The organism is Sphingomonas sp. VDB2, assembly GCF_047946695.1.
Classification (GTDB): domain Bacteria; phylum Pseudomonadota; class Alphaproteobacteria; order Sphingomonadales; family Sphingomonadaceae; genus Sphingobium; species Sphingobium bisphenolicum.
Genome location: NZ_CP159616.1, coordinates 187,210 through 204,419 on the forward strand (window position 1 = coordinate 187,210; position 17,210 = coordinate 204,419).

Annotated in this window: 13 protein-coding genes; 9 read left to right on the top strand and 4 right to left on the bottom strand. The window is 62.7% G+C overall.

Annotated features, from left to right (window positions below; translation table 11 throughout):
* Positions 1 to 3: 3 nt before the first annotated feature.
* From ABT375_RS19405 to ABT375_RS19425, 5 genes are read left to right on the top strand one after another with little or no spacing between them, the layout of a single operon-like run.
* A complete protein-coding gene (locus tag ABT375_RS19405; RefSeq protein ID WP_416465599.1) occupies positions 4 to 1,206 on the top strand; it encodes an acetyl-CoA C-acetyltransferase in 1,203 nt (400 codons plus the stop codon).
* 40 nt (positions 1,207 to 1,246) lie between these two features.
* Positions 1,247 to 3,406: a 3-hydroxyacyl-CoA dehydrogenase NAD-binding domain-containing protein gene (locus tag ABT375_RS19410; RefSeq protein ID WP_416465872.1), complete on the top strand. Its 2,160-nt coding sequence runs from the start codon at positions 1,247 to 1,249 to the stop codon at positions 3,404 to 3,406.
* Entirely contained in the window at positions 3,403 to 4,560 is a 1,158-nt protein-coding gene (locus ABT375_RS19415) for an acyl-CoA dehydrogenase family protein (RefSeq protein ID WP_416465601.1), read from the top strand. Before ABT375_RS19410 ends, ABT375_RS19415 begins: the two co-directional genes overlap by 4 nt.
* 22 nt (positions 4,561 to 4,582) lie before the next feature.
* Positions 4,583 to 5,461, top strand: a complete 879-nt coding sequence (locus ABT375_RS19420) for a MaoC/PaaZ C-terminal domain-containing protein (protein WP_416465603.1) — start codon at positions 4,583 to 4,585, stop codon at positions 5,459 to 5,461.
* On the top strand, positions 5,458 to 6,285 hold the full coding sequence (locus tag ABT375_RS19425) for an SDR family NAD(P)-dependent oxidoreductase (protein ID WP_416465605.1): 828 nt from the start codon (positions 5,458 to 5,460) through the stop codon (positions 6,283 to 6,285). The genes ABT375_RS19420 and ABT375_RS19425 overlap by 4 nt, the downstream gene beginning before the upstream one ends.
* Before the next feature lie 35 nt (positions 6,286 to 6,320).
* Here ABT375_RS19425 and ABT375_RS19430 read toward each other — a convergent pair whose 3' ends face one another.
* Genes ABT375_RS19430 through ABT375_RS19445 form a run of 4 tightly spaced genes read right to left on the bottom strand, consistent with a single transcriptional unit; the run spans position 6,321 to position 9,469 of the window.
* Positions 6,321 to 6,827: a nuclear transport factor 2 family protein gene (locus ABT375_RS19430; protein WP_416465607.1), complete on the bottom strand. Its 507-nt coding sequence runs from the start codon at positions 6,825 to 6,827 to the stop codon at positions 6,321 to 6,323.
* On the bottom strand, positions 6,824 to 7,678 hold the full coding sequence (locus ABT375_RS19435; RefSeq protein WP_416465609.1) for an SDR family NAD(P)-dependent oxidoreductase: 855 nt from the start codon (positions 7,676 to 7,678) through the stop codon (positions 6,824 to 6,826). Before ABT375_RS19435 ends, ABT375_RS19430 begins: the two co-directional genes overlap by 4 nt.
* Positions 7,679 to 7,694: 16 nt before the next feature.
* Complete coding sequence (locus ABT375_RS19440; protein ID WP_416465611.1) at positions 7,695 to 8,471, bottom strand: SDR family oxidoreductase; 777 nt, start codon at positions 8,469 to 8,471, stop codon at positions 7,695 to 7,697.
* Complete coding sequence (locus ABT375_RS19445) at positions 8,468 to 9,469, bottom strand: quinone oxidoreductase family protein (RefSeq protein ID WP_261937208.1); 1,002 nt, start codon at positions 9,467 to 9,469, stop codon at positions 8,468 to 8,470. Before ABT375_RS19445 ends, ABT375_RS19440 begins: the two co-directional genes overlap by 4 nt.
* Before the next feature lie 321 nt (positions 9,470 to 9,790).
* On the opposite strand from ABT375_RS19445, the gene ABT375_RS19450 reads away from it, so the two are divergent.
* From ABT375_RS19450 to ABT375_RS19465, 4 genes are all read left to right on the top strand, one after another.
* Positions 9,791 to 12,370, top strand: a complete 2,580-nt coding sequence (locus ABT375_RS19450; RefSeq protein WP_416465613.1) for a LuxR C-terminal-related transcriptional regulator — start codon at positions 9,791 to 9,793, stop codon at positions 12,368 to 12,370.
* A gap of 83 nt (positions 12,371 to 12,453) precedes the next feature.
* Positions 12,454 to 13,383, top strand: a complete 930-nt coding sequence (locus tag ABT375_RS19455; protein ID WP_416465615.1) for a 3-keto-5-aminohexanoate cleavage protein — start codon at positions 12,454 to 12,456, stop codon at positions 13,381 to 13,383.
* The gene (locus ABT375_RS19460; protein ID WP_416465616.1) at positions 13,383 to 14,477 is read left to right on the top strand and encodes a CaiB/BaiF CoA transferase family protein; all 1,095 of its coding nucleotides are present in this window, start codon (positions 13,383 to 13,385) and stop codon (positions 14,475 to 14,477) included. The genes ABT375_RS19455 and ABT375_RS19460 overlap by 1 nt, the downstream gene beginning before the upstream one ends.
* Positions 14,478 to 14,814: 337 nt before the next feature.
* Positions 14,815 to 17,148 (top strand): TonB-dependent receptor, encoded by a 2,334-nt coding sequence (locus ABT375_RS19465; RefSeq protein ID WP_416465618.1) that lies wholly within the window; start codon positions 14,815 to 14,817, stop codon positions 17,146 to 17,148.
* Positions 17,149 to 17,210: the final 62 nt, after the last annotated feature.

The window sequence follows — 17,210 nt, forward strand, 5'->3', positions numbered from 1 at the left end:
ACGATGGAAGCCTATGTCTACGATCATGTCCGGACGCCGCGCGGCAAGGGCCGCCCCGATGGCGCGCTGCACGAGATCACCTCTGTCGAAATGGCGACGCAACTGCTGAAGGCGCTGCAGAGCCGGAACGATCTCGACACCGGGTTGCTCGACGATGTGATCATCGGCATGGCCCAGCCGGTCGGTGAACAGGGCGGCGTGCTGGCGCGCGCAGCAGTGTTGCAGGCGGGCTATGCGCAGACGGTCGCGGGCCAGCAGATCCATCGTTTCTGTGCCACCGGTCTTGACGCGGTCAGCCTGATCGCGGCGCAGGTCCATTCCGGCATGATCCAGGCCGGCATCGGCGGCGGCGTCGAGTCGATGAGCCGCACGGTCATGGGTTATGATTCGGGCGCCTGGACGTCCGATCCGTCGGTTGCCTTCAGCAATTATTACGCGCCGCAGGGCATCGGCGCCGACCTCATCGCGACGCTGGACGGCTACACGCGCGAGGATGTCGACAATTTCGCCGTCGAAAGCCAGCGCAAGGCTGCCCATGCCTGGGAACAGGGCTATTTCAAAAATGCGATCGTGCCGGTCAAGGATGTGCTGGGCGACGTGGTGCTCGACCATGACGAGCATATGCGCCCCGGCACCACGGTGGAGAGCCTGGCCAAGCTTAAGCCCGCCTTCGAAGGTTTCGGCAAGGCCGGGTTCGAAGCGGTGGCGAAGGCCAAATATCCCGAAATCGAAGAGCTGACCTATGTCCACCATGGCGGCAACAGCTCGGGCATCGTCGACGGCGCGGGGCTGGTTCTGGTCGGATCGAAGGAATTTGGGGAAAAGGCCGGGCTCAAGCCGCGCGGCCGCATCCGGTCCTACGCCAATATCGGGTCGGAACCCACGATCATGCTGACGGCTCCGGCGGCGGTGTCGCGCAAGGCGCTCAAGGCAGCCGGCATGACCGAGAAGGACATCGATCTCTGGGAACTGAACGAAGCCTTCGCCAGCGTGGTGATGCGCTTCCAGCGGGAACTGAACGTCCCCGACGACAAGATCAACGTCAATGGCGGCGCGATCGCGATGGGCCATCCCTTGGGCGCCACCGGCGCCATGATCCTGGGCACCGTACTGGACGAATTGGAGCGGCGGGACGCGGAAACCGGCCTCATCACCCTGTGCGCGGCCAATGGCCTGGGCACGGCGGCCATCATCGAGCGCGTCTGAGCGCATACCGAACTATAGAGCGGGACATCCCATGAAGACTATGCGACTGGAAAAGGCCGAAGACGGCTTTGCTATCCTGACCCTCGACGCCGAAGGCTCGATGAACGTCGTCAACGATGCTTTCATCGCCGATATGGAAGTGGCGACGAAGCAGATCATCGAGGACGACGGCATCAAGGGCGTCATCCTGACGTCCGGCAAGAAGACCTTCATGGCCGGCGCGGATCTCAAGCAACTGGTGAACGGGTTCGGCACACTGACGCCGCAGGAGGCCTATGCCTTTGCGAAGCGCGCGACCGACATGCATCGCGCCATCGAGCGATCGGGCAAGCCTTGGGTGGCGGCGATCAACGGCCTGGCGCTGGGCGGCGGTTTCGAACTGGCGCTCGCCTGTCATCGCCGCATTCTGGTGGATGATGCCAAGGCGCAGGTCGGCCTGCCCGAAGTCAATGTCGGCCTGCTGCCCGGATCGGGCGGCACGGTGCGGCTGGGCATCATCGCGGGCATGAAGACCGCGCTCGACCTGCTGCTGTCGGGCCGGTCGGTCGGGGCGCAGGAAGCACTCAAGCTCAAGATCGTGGATGAAGTCGCTCCGGCGGACAAGCTGATCGACGCAGCCAAGAGCTGGCTCGCCACCGGCCCCGATCCGGTCAAGCCCTGGGACGTGAAGGGGTGGACGCCGCCGCAGAAAAAGGGCCTGACCGTGCCCGAAGATTCCGGCGCCTACATGATGTATACCGGCGGCCTCGCCAAGGTCGGCTACAACCAGCCCGCACCCGCCGCGATCCTGAACGCGGTCTTCCACGGTATGCAACTGCCCTTCGACAAGGCGCTCGCGGTCGAGGGCAAATATTTCGCCAAGCTGCTGACCGATCCGGTCGCGCGCAACATTATCCGCACCACCTTCATTTCGAAGCAGGCGGCCGAAAAGGGGGCGCGTCGCCCCGAAGGCTTTCCCAAGTTCGAAGCCAGGAAGGTCGGGGTGCTGGGCGCCGGCATGATGGGCGCGGGCATCGCGTTCGTGTCGGCCAATGCGGGCATCGACATCGTGCTGATCGACCGCGACGTCCCGACGGCGCAGAAGGGCAAGGACTATTCGGCCAAGGTGCTGGGCAAGCTGGTTGAGAAGGGCAAGCTGACGCAGGACAAGGCGGACGCCGTCCTCGCCCGCATCACCCCGACCGACGACTTCGGGCTGCTCGATGGCTGCGACATGGTGGTCGAAGCTGTGTTCGAGGATACGGCGATCAAGGCGCAAACCACGAAGAAGGCTGAAGCGGTGCTGCCGACGCAGGCCATTTTCGCCTCGAATACTTCGACCCTGCCGATCTCGCAGCTCGCCCAGGCGTCGCGGAGCCCGGACCAGTTCATCGGTCTGCACTTCTTTTCGCCGGTCGACCGCATGGGTCTGGTCGAGGTCATCATGGGCCAGCAGACCAGCAGGGAAACGCTGGCCAAGGGGCTCGACTTCATCGCCCAGTTGCGCAAGACGCCGATCGTCGTCAATGACAGCCGTGGCTTCTACACGAGCCGCGTGTTCCAGATGCTGATCCACGAAGGCGCTGCCATGCTGGCAGAGGGCGTGCCCCCCGCGGTGATCGAAAACGCCGCCAAGGCGGTGGGGATGCCGGTCGGGCCGCTCGCGCTGCTGGACGAACTGACCCTCGACTTGCCGCTCAAGATCGTCGACCAGGCGATCGCCGAGGAAGGCGACAAATATACGCCGCCGGCCGGCACTGCCGTGATGCGCCGCATGAAGGACGAGATCGGTCGGTCCAGCCGGAAGGCGGGCGGCGCCTTCTACGACTATCCCGAAGGCGGCAAGAAGCATTTGTGGAAGGGGCTGGCCGATCATTTCCCGGTCAAGCAGGACTGGGATGTCGAAGAGCTGAAGAAGCGCTATCTCTATGCGCAGGCGATGGAAACCGCCCGTTGCCTGGAGGAAAATGTGCTTGAAACACCGCAGGATGCCGATCTGGGCGCAATCTATGGTTGGGGCTTCCCGGCATGGACCGGCGGGACGATCAGCTACATCGACACGATCGGCCTCAAGACGTTCGTCGAGGAATCCGACCGGCTCGCGCAACTTTATGGCCCGCGCTTCCTGCCATCGGCATGGTTGCGCGACAAGGCCGCCAAGGGCGAGGATTTCTATGCGCCTGCGAGCGAAAGCACGGTCAAGGAGCCGATGCCGGCATGAAGCGCCTGATCTTCGAGCCGGAACATGAGCAGTTCCGCGACTCTGTCGTCAAGTTCATGACGGCGGAGGTGGGTGCCCATGCCGAGCGCTTTCGCGAACAGGGCATGGTCGATCGGGAGCTGTTCCTGAAAGCCGGTGAGCAGGGCCTGCTCTGCACCTGGGCGGACGAGAAATATGGCGGAGCCGGGATCGACGATTTCCGCTTCGAACAGATCATCATCGAGGAGAATATGCGCCACGGCGACATAGGCTTCTACATCAACCTGCATAATGATCTGGTCGCGCCTTATATCGCCAAGCTCGGCACCGACGAGCAGAAGAACCGCTGGATGCCTGGCATCGTGAGTGGCGAGAAGATTCTGGCCGTCGCGATGACCGAACCGTCGACCGGCAGCGATCTCGCTGGCATGCGCACCAGTGCGGTGGACAAGGGCGACCATTGGCTGCTGAACGGGGCCAAGACCTATATTTCCAATGGTATCCTGGGCGACCTGATTGTGGTTGCCGCGCGAACCGATCCCAATAGCCGCCACGGTCTGGGCCTCATGGTCGTCGAGCGCGGGATGGAAGGCTTCGAGCGCGGGCGCAAACTGGCGAAGATGGGCCTGAAGGCGCAGGACACGGCCGAACTTTTCTTCAACGACGTCAAGGTGCCTAAGGAGAATGTGCTGGGCGATCCGACCCAGGGATTCAAATATCTGGCGCGCTTCCTGGCGCAGGAGCGGCTGGTCGCGGCCATCGGCTTCATGGCGACGGCGCAGACCGCGTTCGACATCACGCTCGATTATGTGAAGGAACGCCGGGCGTTCGGAAAGCCGATCGGCGCGTTCCAGAACACCCGCTTCAAGATGGCGTCGATGCGGGCCGAACTGGATGCGCTCCAGACCTATGTTGACCAGTGCGTGATGCTGCTCAATGCAGGCGAACTGACCCCCGAAGATGCGTCCGCCGCCAAACTGCTGACCAGCGAGTTGGAAGGCCGGGTGATGGACGAATGCGTACAGCTCCATGGTGGTGCCGGCTATATGGAAGAATATCGCATCAGCCGCATGTATACCGACGCGCGCATCAGCCGCATTTTCGCCGGAACGTCGGAAATCATGCGCGAAATCATCGGTCGCGGACTGGGCCTGGACGAGCGCAAGCTGTCCTGACCGCCAACCGGGGATGAGTCGAATGCTTGACGTCGAACGATTGCGGGGCTTCCGGGTGCCGGAGGCACAGGATGTCTGCGATCCGCGCGGGGCGATTCTCTATGCGCTGGGTGTTGGCGCTGGTTTGGGCGCCATAGATGAGCAGAATTTGATTTTCGAACGCGATCAGGTCGTGTTGCCGACCATGGCGCTGATTTTGGGGACACCCGGCTTCTGGCCCATGGCGCCGGAACTGGGCTGGGACTGGCCGCGCATTCTGCATGGCGAACAGACGCTGAAATTGTTCCGGCCGCTCGAACTGGGCCAGTTGGTCAACGGCCGGATCGAGATAGTCGGTCTCGCGGACAAGGGGGCAGGCAAGTCTGCGCTCGTGCGGGCAAAACGCGTGATCACTACGCCGACGGACCGGCCGATCGCCGAGATGGAGGAAGTGTGGGTCTTGCGTGGCGCGGGCGGTTTTGGCGGGCCGCGTGATCTTCACGGACCAGCGCCGGTCGTCATGCCGGATGTGCAGGCGGATGCATCTCTCGACCTGCCGACAGCCTCCAACCAGGCGATGCTCTATCGTCTGACCGGCGATCGCAACCCTCTGCATATCGATCGGGGCACGGCGCAGGCGGCGGGTTTCGATCGGCCTATACTGCATGGCCTCGCCACCATGGGGCTGGCGGCGCGCGCGCTGGTCCATCTGTGCTGTGACGGCGATCCGGGTTTGTTGACGGATATGCGGGTGCGTTTTACCGCGCCGGTCTGGCCGGGCGAAACGGTTCGGACGGAAATCTGGCGCAGGGGTGACACCATATCGTTTCGGGCGAGCGTGCCTGACAGGAACAGCATTGTCATCGATGGCGGCGAGGCCCGCATCGGTGGTTTCAAGGAAGAACGGGACGCATTGACGTGAAGATATTGGATGGCAAGGTCGCACTGGTGTCCGGTTCCGGGCGAGGTATCGGGAAGGCTATTGCGCTGAAACTGGCTAGTGCCGGCGCCCATGTCGTGGTGAACGACCTGGACGAGGATGTGGCAAAGGCGACGGCGAGCGAAATCGAAAGTCTGGGCGTCCGCGCCGTGGTGTGTGTGGGCGATGTGACGGAGGCCGATTTCGGCGACAAGTTCGTGGGAGCGGCGGTCGCCAATTTCGGCACGATCGACATCATCGTCAACAATGCGGGCTATGCCTGGGATTCGGTGCTTCAGAAGACGAGCGACGAACAGTGGATGGCCATGCTCGACGTGCATCTCAATGCCCCTTTCCGCATTTTGCGCGCCGCGCAGCCGGTGATCGCAGCCGCGGCCAAGAAGGAAATCGCGGAACATGGTCGGGCCACACGCCGGACGGTCATCAATATATCGTCCGTGGCGGGTCTTGGCGGCAATGCCGGTCAGGCCGGCTATGCGGCGGGCAAGGCGGGGATCGTCGGTCTCACCAAGACGGTGATGAAGGAATGGGGGCGCTATAATGTCACCGTCAACGCCGTGGCTTTCGGCGCGATCATGACCCGCATGACCGCAGGCGAGGCGGGCAGTTCGACCATCAGCGTCAAGGGGCGGGACATCAAGGCCGGCGTCAGCGACGAAATATTGGAAGCCATGGAAAAGGGCATTCCGCTGGGCCGCGCCGGCACGCCGGAGGAAGCGGCGGGCGCCGTCTATCTGCTGTGCCTGCCCGAAGCCGATTATATCACCGGCGAGGTCATCGTCGCGGGCGGGGGCTGGAAACTCTGACGACAGGATAGGCGGGTCTTGGCGCCCGCCTTCGGTCAGGCGGGCCAGCCAGGCGTGCGGCCCTGCATGGCCTGGAAGATCGGGCGCATGGGATCAGGTACGGATCCGGCGCCGATGCCGGTGCCGAAATTGATCCCCCGCCGCTCATATATCCGCCATCCCTCGGCCGTGCGCCGCAGCCTGTCCTCATAGCCGCCCACGGCCAGAAGGTCGGTCGGGCGCAGCGGGTCGGCATCGGGGATATCGAACCACTGCCAGGCCATGACGCGGCTGGCTGCGCGCGCTTCGTCGCCGTTCACCTCTATCACCAGGTTGGTAATGTTGTGCGAACAGCCCATCAAAGCGCCCTGATAACCGATGCACTGGGCATGGATGGCCTCGCGCCCCACGGAACGCGCGCTGCCAAAGTCGATCGATCCGTCGTCCGTGAACACTTCCTCCGCGATGCGATGAAACTGCATCGAATCGACCAGATGGGCATAGCGATAGAGGCATTCCTCGATCGCGATACGATCCGATAGCATGGCGAGGTCGATCGTCATGGCAGATACACGCCTTTGCTGCTCGCAAGAGCAGTCGTGATGTCCCACAATCGTTCCGCCTCCTGCGTGGGGAGGTCGAAGGGGGCCGGTGTGAAACTCTTGGGATTTTTGAAGATGGCCGCTTGCATGGCCGGGGGTGCTTCGTCGAGCAGCAGTCGGGTGGCGTTGACGGCTGATTTCTCGGCCGTGGTGCCAAACCGGCCCATGATCCGCATGATGAGGGGCATTGCGGGGTCAAGCATGGCTTTCGTCCGAGTGGATCCCACGCCGGTCGCATAAAGTCCGATCTGTCGGTCCGCCCAGCGTCGCGATGCCTCGTCCAGGAACAGGAATCCCTGAACATGGGTTGTCAGGATCGCTTTGAAAAAGCTCCATTTACGCCGCTCGAACTGCAGGTCGTCGAGATCGGGCGCCGCCATCCGATATGGAACGGCGCCAGCCAGATGAATGATGCGCCCGTCACCCGATGCGGCCAGCGCATCGGCGCACAAGCGATTGACGATAGCGCGTGCGAGATATTGGAGAGCGAATGCAAACTCCAACCCGTCGGTCGTCACGGTCTTGCCCGAAAATGCGCTCATCGCGCTATGCATCAGGCCGTGAATGGCGGGACGCCAGAGTTTGATGCCTTGCGCCGCGGCTGCGGCGCCCGCGATCGTCGAGAGATCAGCCTTCAGAAAGGCCGCGTCTCGCGCGCCTGCGTCCAGCATCGCGTCGACCGCGGCCGCGCCGCGGTCGTCGTTTCGTGCGACGAGGAGGATCGACGAACCGTGCCGCGCTACGTTCAGCGCCGCGGCGCGACCTATGCCGTCCGTGCCGCCGACGAAAACGAAATTGCCGCTTCTCGCCATTACTGAACTTTTCCCCTCAGCCGCAACCGACTACCCCGCCGTCAACCGGGATTTCCGCGCCGGTGACATAGGCGCCCGCGCGCGAACACAGGAATATGACGATGCCGGCGATATCGTCCGGCGACCCCAGCCGTTTGAGCGGAATATGCGCCAGCAGGCCGGGATCGACCTGATCCTCGTCCCGCATATGCGCCGTCATCTTCGTCGGGAAGAAGCCGGGAATGACCGCGTTGACGGTGATGTTGCGTTCGGCGAGATCGCCGGCCAGATCGCGCGTCATCATATGGACCGCAGCCTTGCTCGCGGCATAACTGTATGCGCTGAGCCGCGCCGTCTTCATCCCCGCGACCGAACCGATGTTGATGACCCGGGACGGATCGCCGGGCGTTCCGGCCGCGCTGAGTTCGGGCAGAAGTTCCCGGACCATGGTGAAAGGCGTCTGGACATTCACCGCCATCACGCCGGGCCAGGCCTTGTCGGGGAAGCTGTCGATCGGCCCGCCCCAGGTCTTGCCCGCATTGTTGATCAATATATGGCATTCGCCAACGGCATCGCGATAACGCGCGACGAGGTCGACCGCCGCCTCGGGCGTCGACAGGTCGGCGGGGAAGGGGATGCACGATCCCAGCGTGGCCATCTCCCGGGCGGCCTCTTCGCAGATGTCGGCCTTGCGCGATGTGATGGCTACCGTCGCCCCGGCCCGCAGCAGACCTTCGGCAATCATGCGGCCCAGACCTTGCGCGCCGCCGGTGACCAGCGCCTTCTTGCCGGCCAGGCTGAACAGATCGCTCACATCGTCACCACGACTTTGCCGAACTTATGCTGGTCGCGCAGATGCAGAAGGGCCTCTTTCGCCTGGGCAAGCGGATAGGTCGCCTCGATCACCGGCTTGATGGCATGTTGCTCGGCAAAGGCGAGCATTTCCTTGAAGTCCTGCGGATCGCCGACCTGGCTGCCGACGATGCTCGCGCTCTTCAGGAAGATGTCGGTGGCGTTGAACTTGATCTCGTTGCCGGCGGTAGACCCGTAGATGACGATCCGCGCGCCCGGATTGATGGCGCGCACATAATTGGCGAAGCTGGGCGAGGGCGCCCCGTCCAGCACCACGTCGATGCCGCCGGTCAGCTTGCCGACCTGCTTGCGCCAGTCGGGATCGGTGTAGAGCAGGCCGCCCTTGGCCCCCATCGCCACGGCGCGATCGATCACGTCCTGATTTTCGCCGGTGACGTAGACATTGGCGCCCTTGGCGACCGCGAAAGCCAAGCCGAAGGTTGCTACGCCGCCGCCCACGCCACTGATCAGCAGCGTCTCTCCTGCTTCCAGCCGCCCCTTGAACATCAGCGCGCGCCAGGATGTCAGTGCCGTCAGCGGCATGGCGCCGGCTTCCTCGAAGCTCATGAAGGCCGGCTTGGGCGCCAGATTGTCGACCGGCACGCAGATATATTCGGCGATCGTGCCGGCGAAGGGCATGCCGAGCAGGCCGAAATCGGCGGCCGGCGCATGGCGGTTGGGGCCCCAGTTGCGCGCGGGATACAGCACGACCTCATCGCCCTCGCTGACCCCGGTCACGCCATCGCCGATCATGTCGACGACACCCGCACCGTCGCAGCCAAGCGTGGTTGGCACGGTCATGCCGGGATATTGCCCATGGGTGATGAACAGTTCGCGATGGTTGATCGATGCCGCCCGCAGCGCAACGCGTACCTCTCCAGGACCGGGCACCGGCGTGTCGACGTCCGCCACCACGACGGATTCGGGGCCGTCGGTCCGTTCGAGATAAAGGGCCTTCATGGTCAACCTTTCCTAATATCCTGCTCGGTGCCGCAGTCTGTATGGCAACGCTGGTTGCATAGCGACCTTGGCTTGTTCGGTGCGAAGCTGGACATTTTTCTACCTCACTGGGAACCTATCTGCCGATAGGAAAAAGGGATTGCGTTATAGATTCATCGCGCAGAATATATTTCGCATAACAGAACGAATCGCGCCAAGCGCGCGTCAGGAGAGAACAGCATGACCGTTGTGCCCACAGCTATCTTGCCGCCACGATCGACTCATATGCCGATCCGGCGGGCTGCATTGGCGGCGCTGACGGAAAGAGTGGCGCAGTCGCGAATGACCGCGGTATCCGCACCAGCCGGCAGCGGGAAAACGACCGCGATGCTGTTCTGGGCCGATGAACTCAGGGCGCAGGGACGCCCCGTTCTCTGGCTTGCGGCCAGGGCAGGAATAGAAAGCAAGCGGTCGTTCCTCCAGGCGCTCAAGGCCGCGGGCCTGTCTGCTGGTCTGCCGTGGGATAATTTGGACAGCGACGCTTCCGACGCAAACTGGCTATCCGTCCTCGCGACGATGGGCAGCGTAAAACCGGTTATCATCGTTGACGACGCGCAATTTCTGGCGAAGCCGGTTCTGGAATTTTTGGCTCAGTTGTCATCAAGCGCGCGCGATGCATTGACCATCATCATCGCCGCGCGCGGCACGGTCGGTCTGTCACTGGCGCGTATGCGAGCGCTCGGATTTCTGGTCGAAGTGGGGGTCGCAGATCTGTCTTTCACCTTGGCGGAAGCGACGGAGTTGGTCACGCGGTCCATCGGAACGCCGGTGGACTCGCGCGACCTTCAGGATATTGTGGGCGATACCCAAGGCTGGGTTTCCGGTATCGTCATCGCGTGCGACATCTATCGTCGGCCCAGCGACAGCGCGGCCAAGCTCCGGCTGACGGGCCTGCGCCCCGAATTCGCCGAATATTTTCATGACGAAGTGGTGAGTTTGCAGCCGGACGACGTCCGCCGCTTCCTCGTAGACACGTCGATCCTCGACGAACTGACGCCTTCTGCCTGCGCCGCGGTAACCGGCGACGAAAATGCGCGCGCGATGCTGGACCATGTCTTTCGCGAAGGTCTGTTTCTGAACGCGATTGATCAGGAACATAGCCGTTATGCCTATCACCGGCTGTTCCGCGAAATGGTGCTGGGCCGGCTCATTGATCGGGCGCCCGACCGCGCTGCCGTCATGCATCGGCGGGCGAGCGAATATTTTGCCGAAACCGGCCAGCTTGCCCTGGCGATCGAACATGCGCGGCTGAGCGGGGACAAGGCGTTCCTTGCAGACCAGCTGGATCGTCTGGCTGAAGGACTGACCTATTCGGGCTATCTCTATCGCATCGACGAACTGGGCGCGGAACTGCCCTGGCCGATCCTGGCCGAACGACCTAACCTGCTCTTGGCTCTGGCTTGGAGGCGCATCCGCCAACTGGCCTTTTCATCGGCCGACAGACTGATTTCCGCCGCGCGGCAGGCCTGTGACGCGAAGCGCGAGGCGCAGTCCCTGCCCGCGCACGAAATCGAGCAACTGGACCTGCTGATTCGCCATCGCTTCGTCATGCTCGCGGCGGCGCGCGACGACATGATCAGGGTCGAGGCCGATTCCGAGCCGCTGCTCGCCGAACTCGCCGACAGCCATGCCTATCTCAGTTGCACCTTGCTGGCGCAGCTCATGTCGGCGCGGCGCGAGCTGTATCATTTCCAGGATATGCTCAAGCTGGAGGCGGAAACCAGCCGTGCTCTGTCGCGTCCCGGCTCCGCCTTCGCCTCCATCGCCCTGAAGGCTTCGGTCGCGCCGACCATGATGGCGCAGGGAAAGATTCCCTTGGCGCAACGCTTTCTGGAAGAGGCCTTCGCGTTAGCGGTTGAAATCCATGGCGCAGGTTCCGGTCTGGCCGCGCTCCCGGCGCTGCCGCTGGCCGAGTTGCTCTATGATGCGGGCGATCTTGAACAGGCGTCGCAACTGGCGGAACAATATCTGCCAGTCGTGCGGCAATGGGGATTTTCCGATCAGATGGCATCGGGCTATCTGGTCAGCGCGCGGCTGTGGGCGGCGAGGGGCGATCTGCCCAGCGCGCTGTCGACGCTTAACGATGCGCATCTCGTGGCGATCGAATGTGGGCTTGATCGCCTGCGCTCCTTCATCGTGGCCGAGGAAGTGCGGCTTTTGATCAAGGCGGGGCAGATCGACGAGGCGGAGCAGCATTTTCTGGCGGGCGATCCGCAACTGGACGGTGAACCCATTCCGACCCTGCACCCAACGCGGCGCAATGAGAATATCGCGATCGCATGGCTCAGGATCGAGATGCAGCGCCATCGGCTGGGCCGGGCGCGCAAGGTCGCCTATCGGTGGCTGGAATTCGTCAAGCGCGCGGGAGCGATCCGGTCCGCGGTGATCTTCGAATTGTTGCTGGCGGAAATCGCGGTGCTTCAAGGTAACCGGTCCGAAGCGCGCAGGGCCGTTCGCGCTGCCGTAGAGATGGCCGAACCGGCCGGTTGGGTGCGGGTCTTCGTCGATGAAGGAGAGGTCATCGCGTCTCTCATCATCGAAGCCTATTCGCAGGGTCCTGAACTGGAAACGCCGGCCGATCGCTTCGCCGTTCGCCTTGTGTCGATGCTGCGGCGGGGGCCGCAGATCGAAGCGGATGAAGAGGATGACGATGATTTCGGCCTGACCGGGCGCCTGGCCAATCGGGAGGTCGACATTTTGACGATGGTGAGTGGAGGCCTGCGCAACCGGGAAATCGGCGATCGTCTCGGCCTGACCGAAGGTACGGTCAAATGGTATATGCAGCAAATCTACGACAAGCTGGGCGTGCGCCGTCGGCCGCAGGCGGTGCTGCGGGCGCGGCAGCTCGGCATTTTGCCCTGAAGCGCGCGCCGCTTCCTATCGAAGGATAGATTGCACCGATCGCGCAACCTGCGACCGGCGCAATCTGCGCGAAAGGAACTATCATGGCAAAACGCAAGGTCATCATCAGCTGCGCGATTACAGGCGCAATCCACACGCCCTCCATGTCGCCCTATCTGCCGGTGACGGCGGAAGAGATTGCGGAATCGGCGGTCGGCGCGGCGGAGGCGGGCGCCGCCATTATCCATCTGCATGCGCGCAATCCCGTCGATGGGCGGCCGGACCAGAATCCCGACCTGTTCGAACCCTTCCTCAAGGTCATCAAGCAGCGTACCGACGCCGTGTTGAACCTGACGACCGGCGGGCACCCCTCCATGACGGTGCAGGAACGCATCCGTCCCGCCCAGACTTTCGCGCCCGAAGTAGCCAGCCTCAATATGGGAACGATGGGCTTCGGCCTGTTTCCGATGCTGGACCGGTTCAAGACGTTCAAGCATGAGTGGGAGCCGCTGGCGCTCGAAGCGTCGCGCGATCTGGTGTTCAAGAACACCTATGCCGATATCGAACATCTGCTGACCACCTTGTCGCCACTGGGCACGCGTTTCGAATTCGAATGCTATGACACCAGCCATCTCTACAATCTGAAATATTTTCTCGATCGCGGCCTCGTAAAGGCGCCGCTGTTCATCCAGACATGCTTCGGCATATTGGGCGGCATCGGCAGCCATCCCGACGATATCATGCATATGAAGCGGACGGCCGATCGGCTGTTCGGCGACCAATATGAGTGGTCCGTGCTGGGAGCGGGCGCGCGCCAGATGAGCATCGTCGCCATGGCGGCGTCGATGGGCGGCAACGTCCGCATTGGTCTGGAAGATTCGCTGTGGGGCGGTCCGGGGCGGCTGGCCGAGACCAATGCGGAGCAGGTGAAGACCGCGCGGCAGATCGTTGAGGGCATGGGGCTTGAAATCGCCACGCCGGACGAGGCGCGCGCCATGCTGGACCTCAAGGGCGCAGACCGGACGAATATCTGATGACGAAAAAAAGCGGGCCGCTGGCCGGTGTTCGCCTGCTGGAGATCGACGCGATCGGCCCAGTGCCGCTCGCGGCGATGCTGTTGGCCGATATGGGCGCCGAGATCGTCCGCATCGCCCGGCCGCCATCGGCCACGGCGGGGGATTGGGACGATGTCGGTGGTGACATCCTGCACCGCAGCCGGGCCGTGGCCTATCTCGATCTCAAACAGGAGGCTGATCGCGAACAGCTGCTCGCACTGGTCGAGCGGGCGGACGGGCTGATCGAGGGATATAGGCCCGGCGTCATGGAACGGCTTGGCGTCGGTCCCGATGTCTGCTTGGCGCGCAATCCACGGTTCGTGTTCGGACGCATGACGGGCTGGGGCCAGTCGGGGCCGCTGGCGCTGAGGGCCGGCCATGACATCAACTATCTGTCGATCACCGGCGCGCTCCACGCGATGGGAGAGAAGCAGGGAACGCCGCCAGTGCCGCTCAATCTGGTGGGCGATTATGGCGGCGGCGCGATGTTCCTGATCTTTGGCCTGTTGAGCGCACTGCTGGCGGCGCAACGGACAGGCCGGGGGCAGGTCGTCGACGCCTGCATCACCGACGGCGTCGCATCGTTGATGAGCCTTTTCTACGCATGGCAGCCGAAGGGTCTGTGGGACGATGCGCCGGGCTCCAACCTGCTGGACGGCGCGGCGCCCTTCTATCGCTGTTATGAATGCGCCGATGGGCGGCATGTCGCGGTGGGATGCCTGGAACCGAAATTCTTTGCCCAGATGGTGGACGGACTGGGTCTTTCCGACCGGCGCTACGACCAGAACGACCGTAAAGGCTGGCCCGCGATGCAGGCTGAATTGGCCGCGGCATTTCTGAAGAAGAAACGGGATGAGTGGGCCGCTCTGTTTGCCGCGAGCGACGCCTGCGTGACGCCCGTTCTGTCAATGGAGGAAGCGCCACGGCACGCGCATAATGAAGCACGGGGGACTTTCATCCAGCGCGATGGCATAGCCCAGCCTGCTCCTGCGCCCCGGCTGTCCCTTGACACCGGCACCATTGGCGAGCCGTCGGTCGCAACCGTTGCGGATTTGATCGCGGCTTGGTCTTAAGGTGCGGATCGCGCCAGAACGAAGACGTTCACCTCCGTAAAAACCTGCTCTGGATCAGGGCAGGAGGTCTGCCGGGGCACTTGGCCGTGTCGAACGGCAAGGCCGCAGCGCCGTGACTGGTCGCGGCGCTGCGGCGCAAATGCAACACCGGGATCAATTATGTTTGATCCGGCCAAACCCTGTCGAACGATAGGTGGTAAATGGCGGCCAATGCCGATTTTGCCGCAAGCGATCATGCCTGCGCGCAGCGCGGGCCATACCGATAAATGGACTAAATGAGAGGATTTTTATGCGATTGACCGCACTGAAGTTGGCATTGGTTGCGAGCACCGCAGCAATGGCATTTCCCTCATGGGCGCAGTCCGTCGCTTCGACCGCGCCGCAGGTGGATGATGCGAATGCTGGCGACATAGTTGTCACGGCTCGTCGCCGGGAAGAACGACTGCAGGACGTTTCGGTTTCCATTTCCGCTTTCTCGTCAGAGGCGCTGGAACGCAGCACCGTCCAGACGGTAAGCGACGTCAAGACGATCGCGCCCGGCTTCACCTTCTCGTCCGAAGGGGGTAAGGACAATGTGGCGCTGACCCTGCGCGGCATCGGTCAATTGCCCCTGGGCGAAGTGACGCCAGGCGTCGTCATCTATCTCAACGATACTCCCTTGCCGTCGGTCGGCTCGAACGTGCCGACCTACGACATCGGCAGCATTCAGGTGCTGAAGGGGCCGCAGGGCACATTGTTCGGCCGCAACACATTGGGCGGCGCGGTCGTGATCGGCAGCCAGAAGCCGAGCTACAACTTCGAAGGCTATGTCGAGGGCACCTATGGCCGCTTCGATTATCGCGAACTGGAAGGCGCGGTGAATATTCCGATCATCGAGGACAAGGTCGCCTTCCGCGCTGCGGGCCAGATCCGTCGTCAGGATCCCCGTACCGTCGCGTTCGATGGCGGCCCCGGATTCGACAATATCCATCAGGACGCCTATCGTCTCTCGCTGCTGGTCGAACCGTTCGAGGGCCTCAAGAGCACCACCATCTATGAATATTTCAAGGGTGATGAACTCGCCGGCGGCCTTTATCTGCTGCGCGAGAATTTCCCCTTTGCTGCGCTGGGTCTGGGCGTCGTCGAACCACAGGTACAGGCGGCTTTGCAGGCACAGAAAGCCAATCGCCGCGGTTCGTTCGACGGCGGCATCGATGGTGGCGCGGCCTATCGCAAGACCACGTCGATCACCAATGATACGTCCTTCAGTTTCGGCGATCTGACGCTGCGCAACATTTTCGGTTACCGGAAAAATTACAGCTATCAGTTGATCAACACCGGCGGGCTGCCGCAACTGCAAATCCCCACGGGTCTGCCGGCTCCCGCGCCATCGGCCGTGCCGTTCACCTTGTTCACGGCGTCTTCCGTGCTGGACCGGCAATATCTGACGAACGAAACCCAGTTGCTGGGTGATTTTGGCTCCTTCAACTTCATTGTTGGCACTTTCTACAATAATGACAAACCTGACGGTGCCAGCGGATCGCAGTTCACGGCATTTTCCGTGGGCGGTGTCCCTGCACCTGCGGTGACGTCGCATGTCCGCAACAAGAACTGGGCGGTCTATGGCCAGATTGGTTATGAATTCACCGATAAGCTGAAGCTCAATCTGGGCGCGCGCTATAGCTGGGACAAGGTGTCGGCCTGCGGCGGCACAATCGGCACGACCTATGTCGACGAATCCACCTGCCTCAGCACGGCAGCCCTGGGTCTCGCGGACGGCGTCGGCACCGTATCCAACAAGGGCGAGGAGCCGAGCTGGACCATCGGCCTCGACTATAAGGCGACCCCGGACTGGCTGCTCTATATCGTGTCGCGGCGCGGCTATCGCGGCGTCAATGTGAACACGCCACTATTCGAAACGCCGTTCACCACCGGCGGCACGGATCCGGCCTGCGTGGCGACCGGTGGCGTCTGCGCGGACCTTCGTCCTTTCCAGAAGACCGGGGAGGAAACGATCACCGACGTCGAAATCGGCTCCAAATATGACTATCATGTCGGATCGGCGCGCGGGCGCCTCAATATCGCCGCCTATTACAGCAAATATAAAAATGCGCTTCAGTTCCTGAATACGCAGACGACCGTCCCCAACGGCACGCCGGATTCGCCGACCAACGGGTCGCTGGCCGCCAATGTCGCCGATCTGCGGATCTGGGGCGTCGAATTGGAAGCCTCCATCAGCCCCGTGCGCAGCCTTACCGTCGGTTTCAATGCCGCCTATACCAATGTGAAGGTGGAAAGCCTGACCGTTCCTGCAGGCCTGCCTTCGACGATCGTGCTGGGCGAGGGCCAGATCAACAAATATTCGCCCAGCTTTTCCGGCACCGCCAGCGTGAGCTGGACCCTGCCGATCCGCCCGGCTGACGGCGACGTGGTGGTCAACGCCGACCTGTTCATGACCGACGATTTTGGCGGTCAGAACGGCGAAAAGCTGCCGGGTTACCAGTTGGCCAACGCGCGTTTGGACTGGCGCGGGATCGGCGGCACGGGCCTTGATCTTGGCATTTATGTGAAGAACCTTTTCAACGAGAAATATTTCTCGGCTTCCAGCGTTCTTCTGCCGTCCTTCCCAACCAGTTCGGTTTATGCCGGCGATCCGCGGACCTGGGGCATCATGGCAAAATATACGTTCTGATGCGGCCATGGGACGGGGAAGGTGCGCGATCTGCGCGCCTTCCCCTCTACAAGGACAGGTTT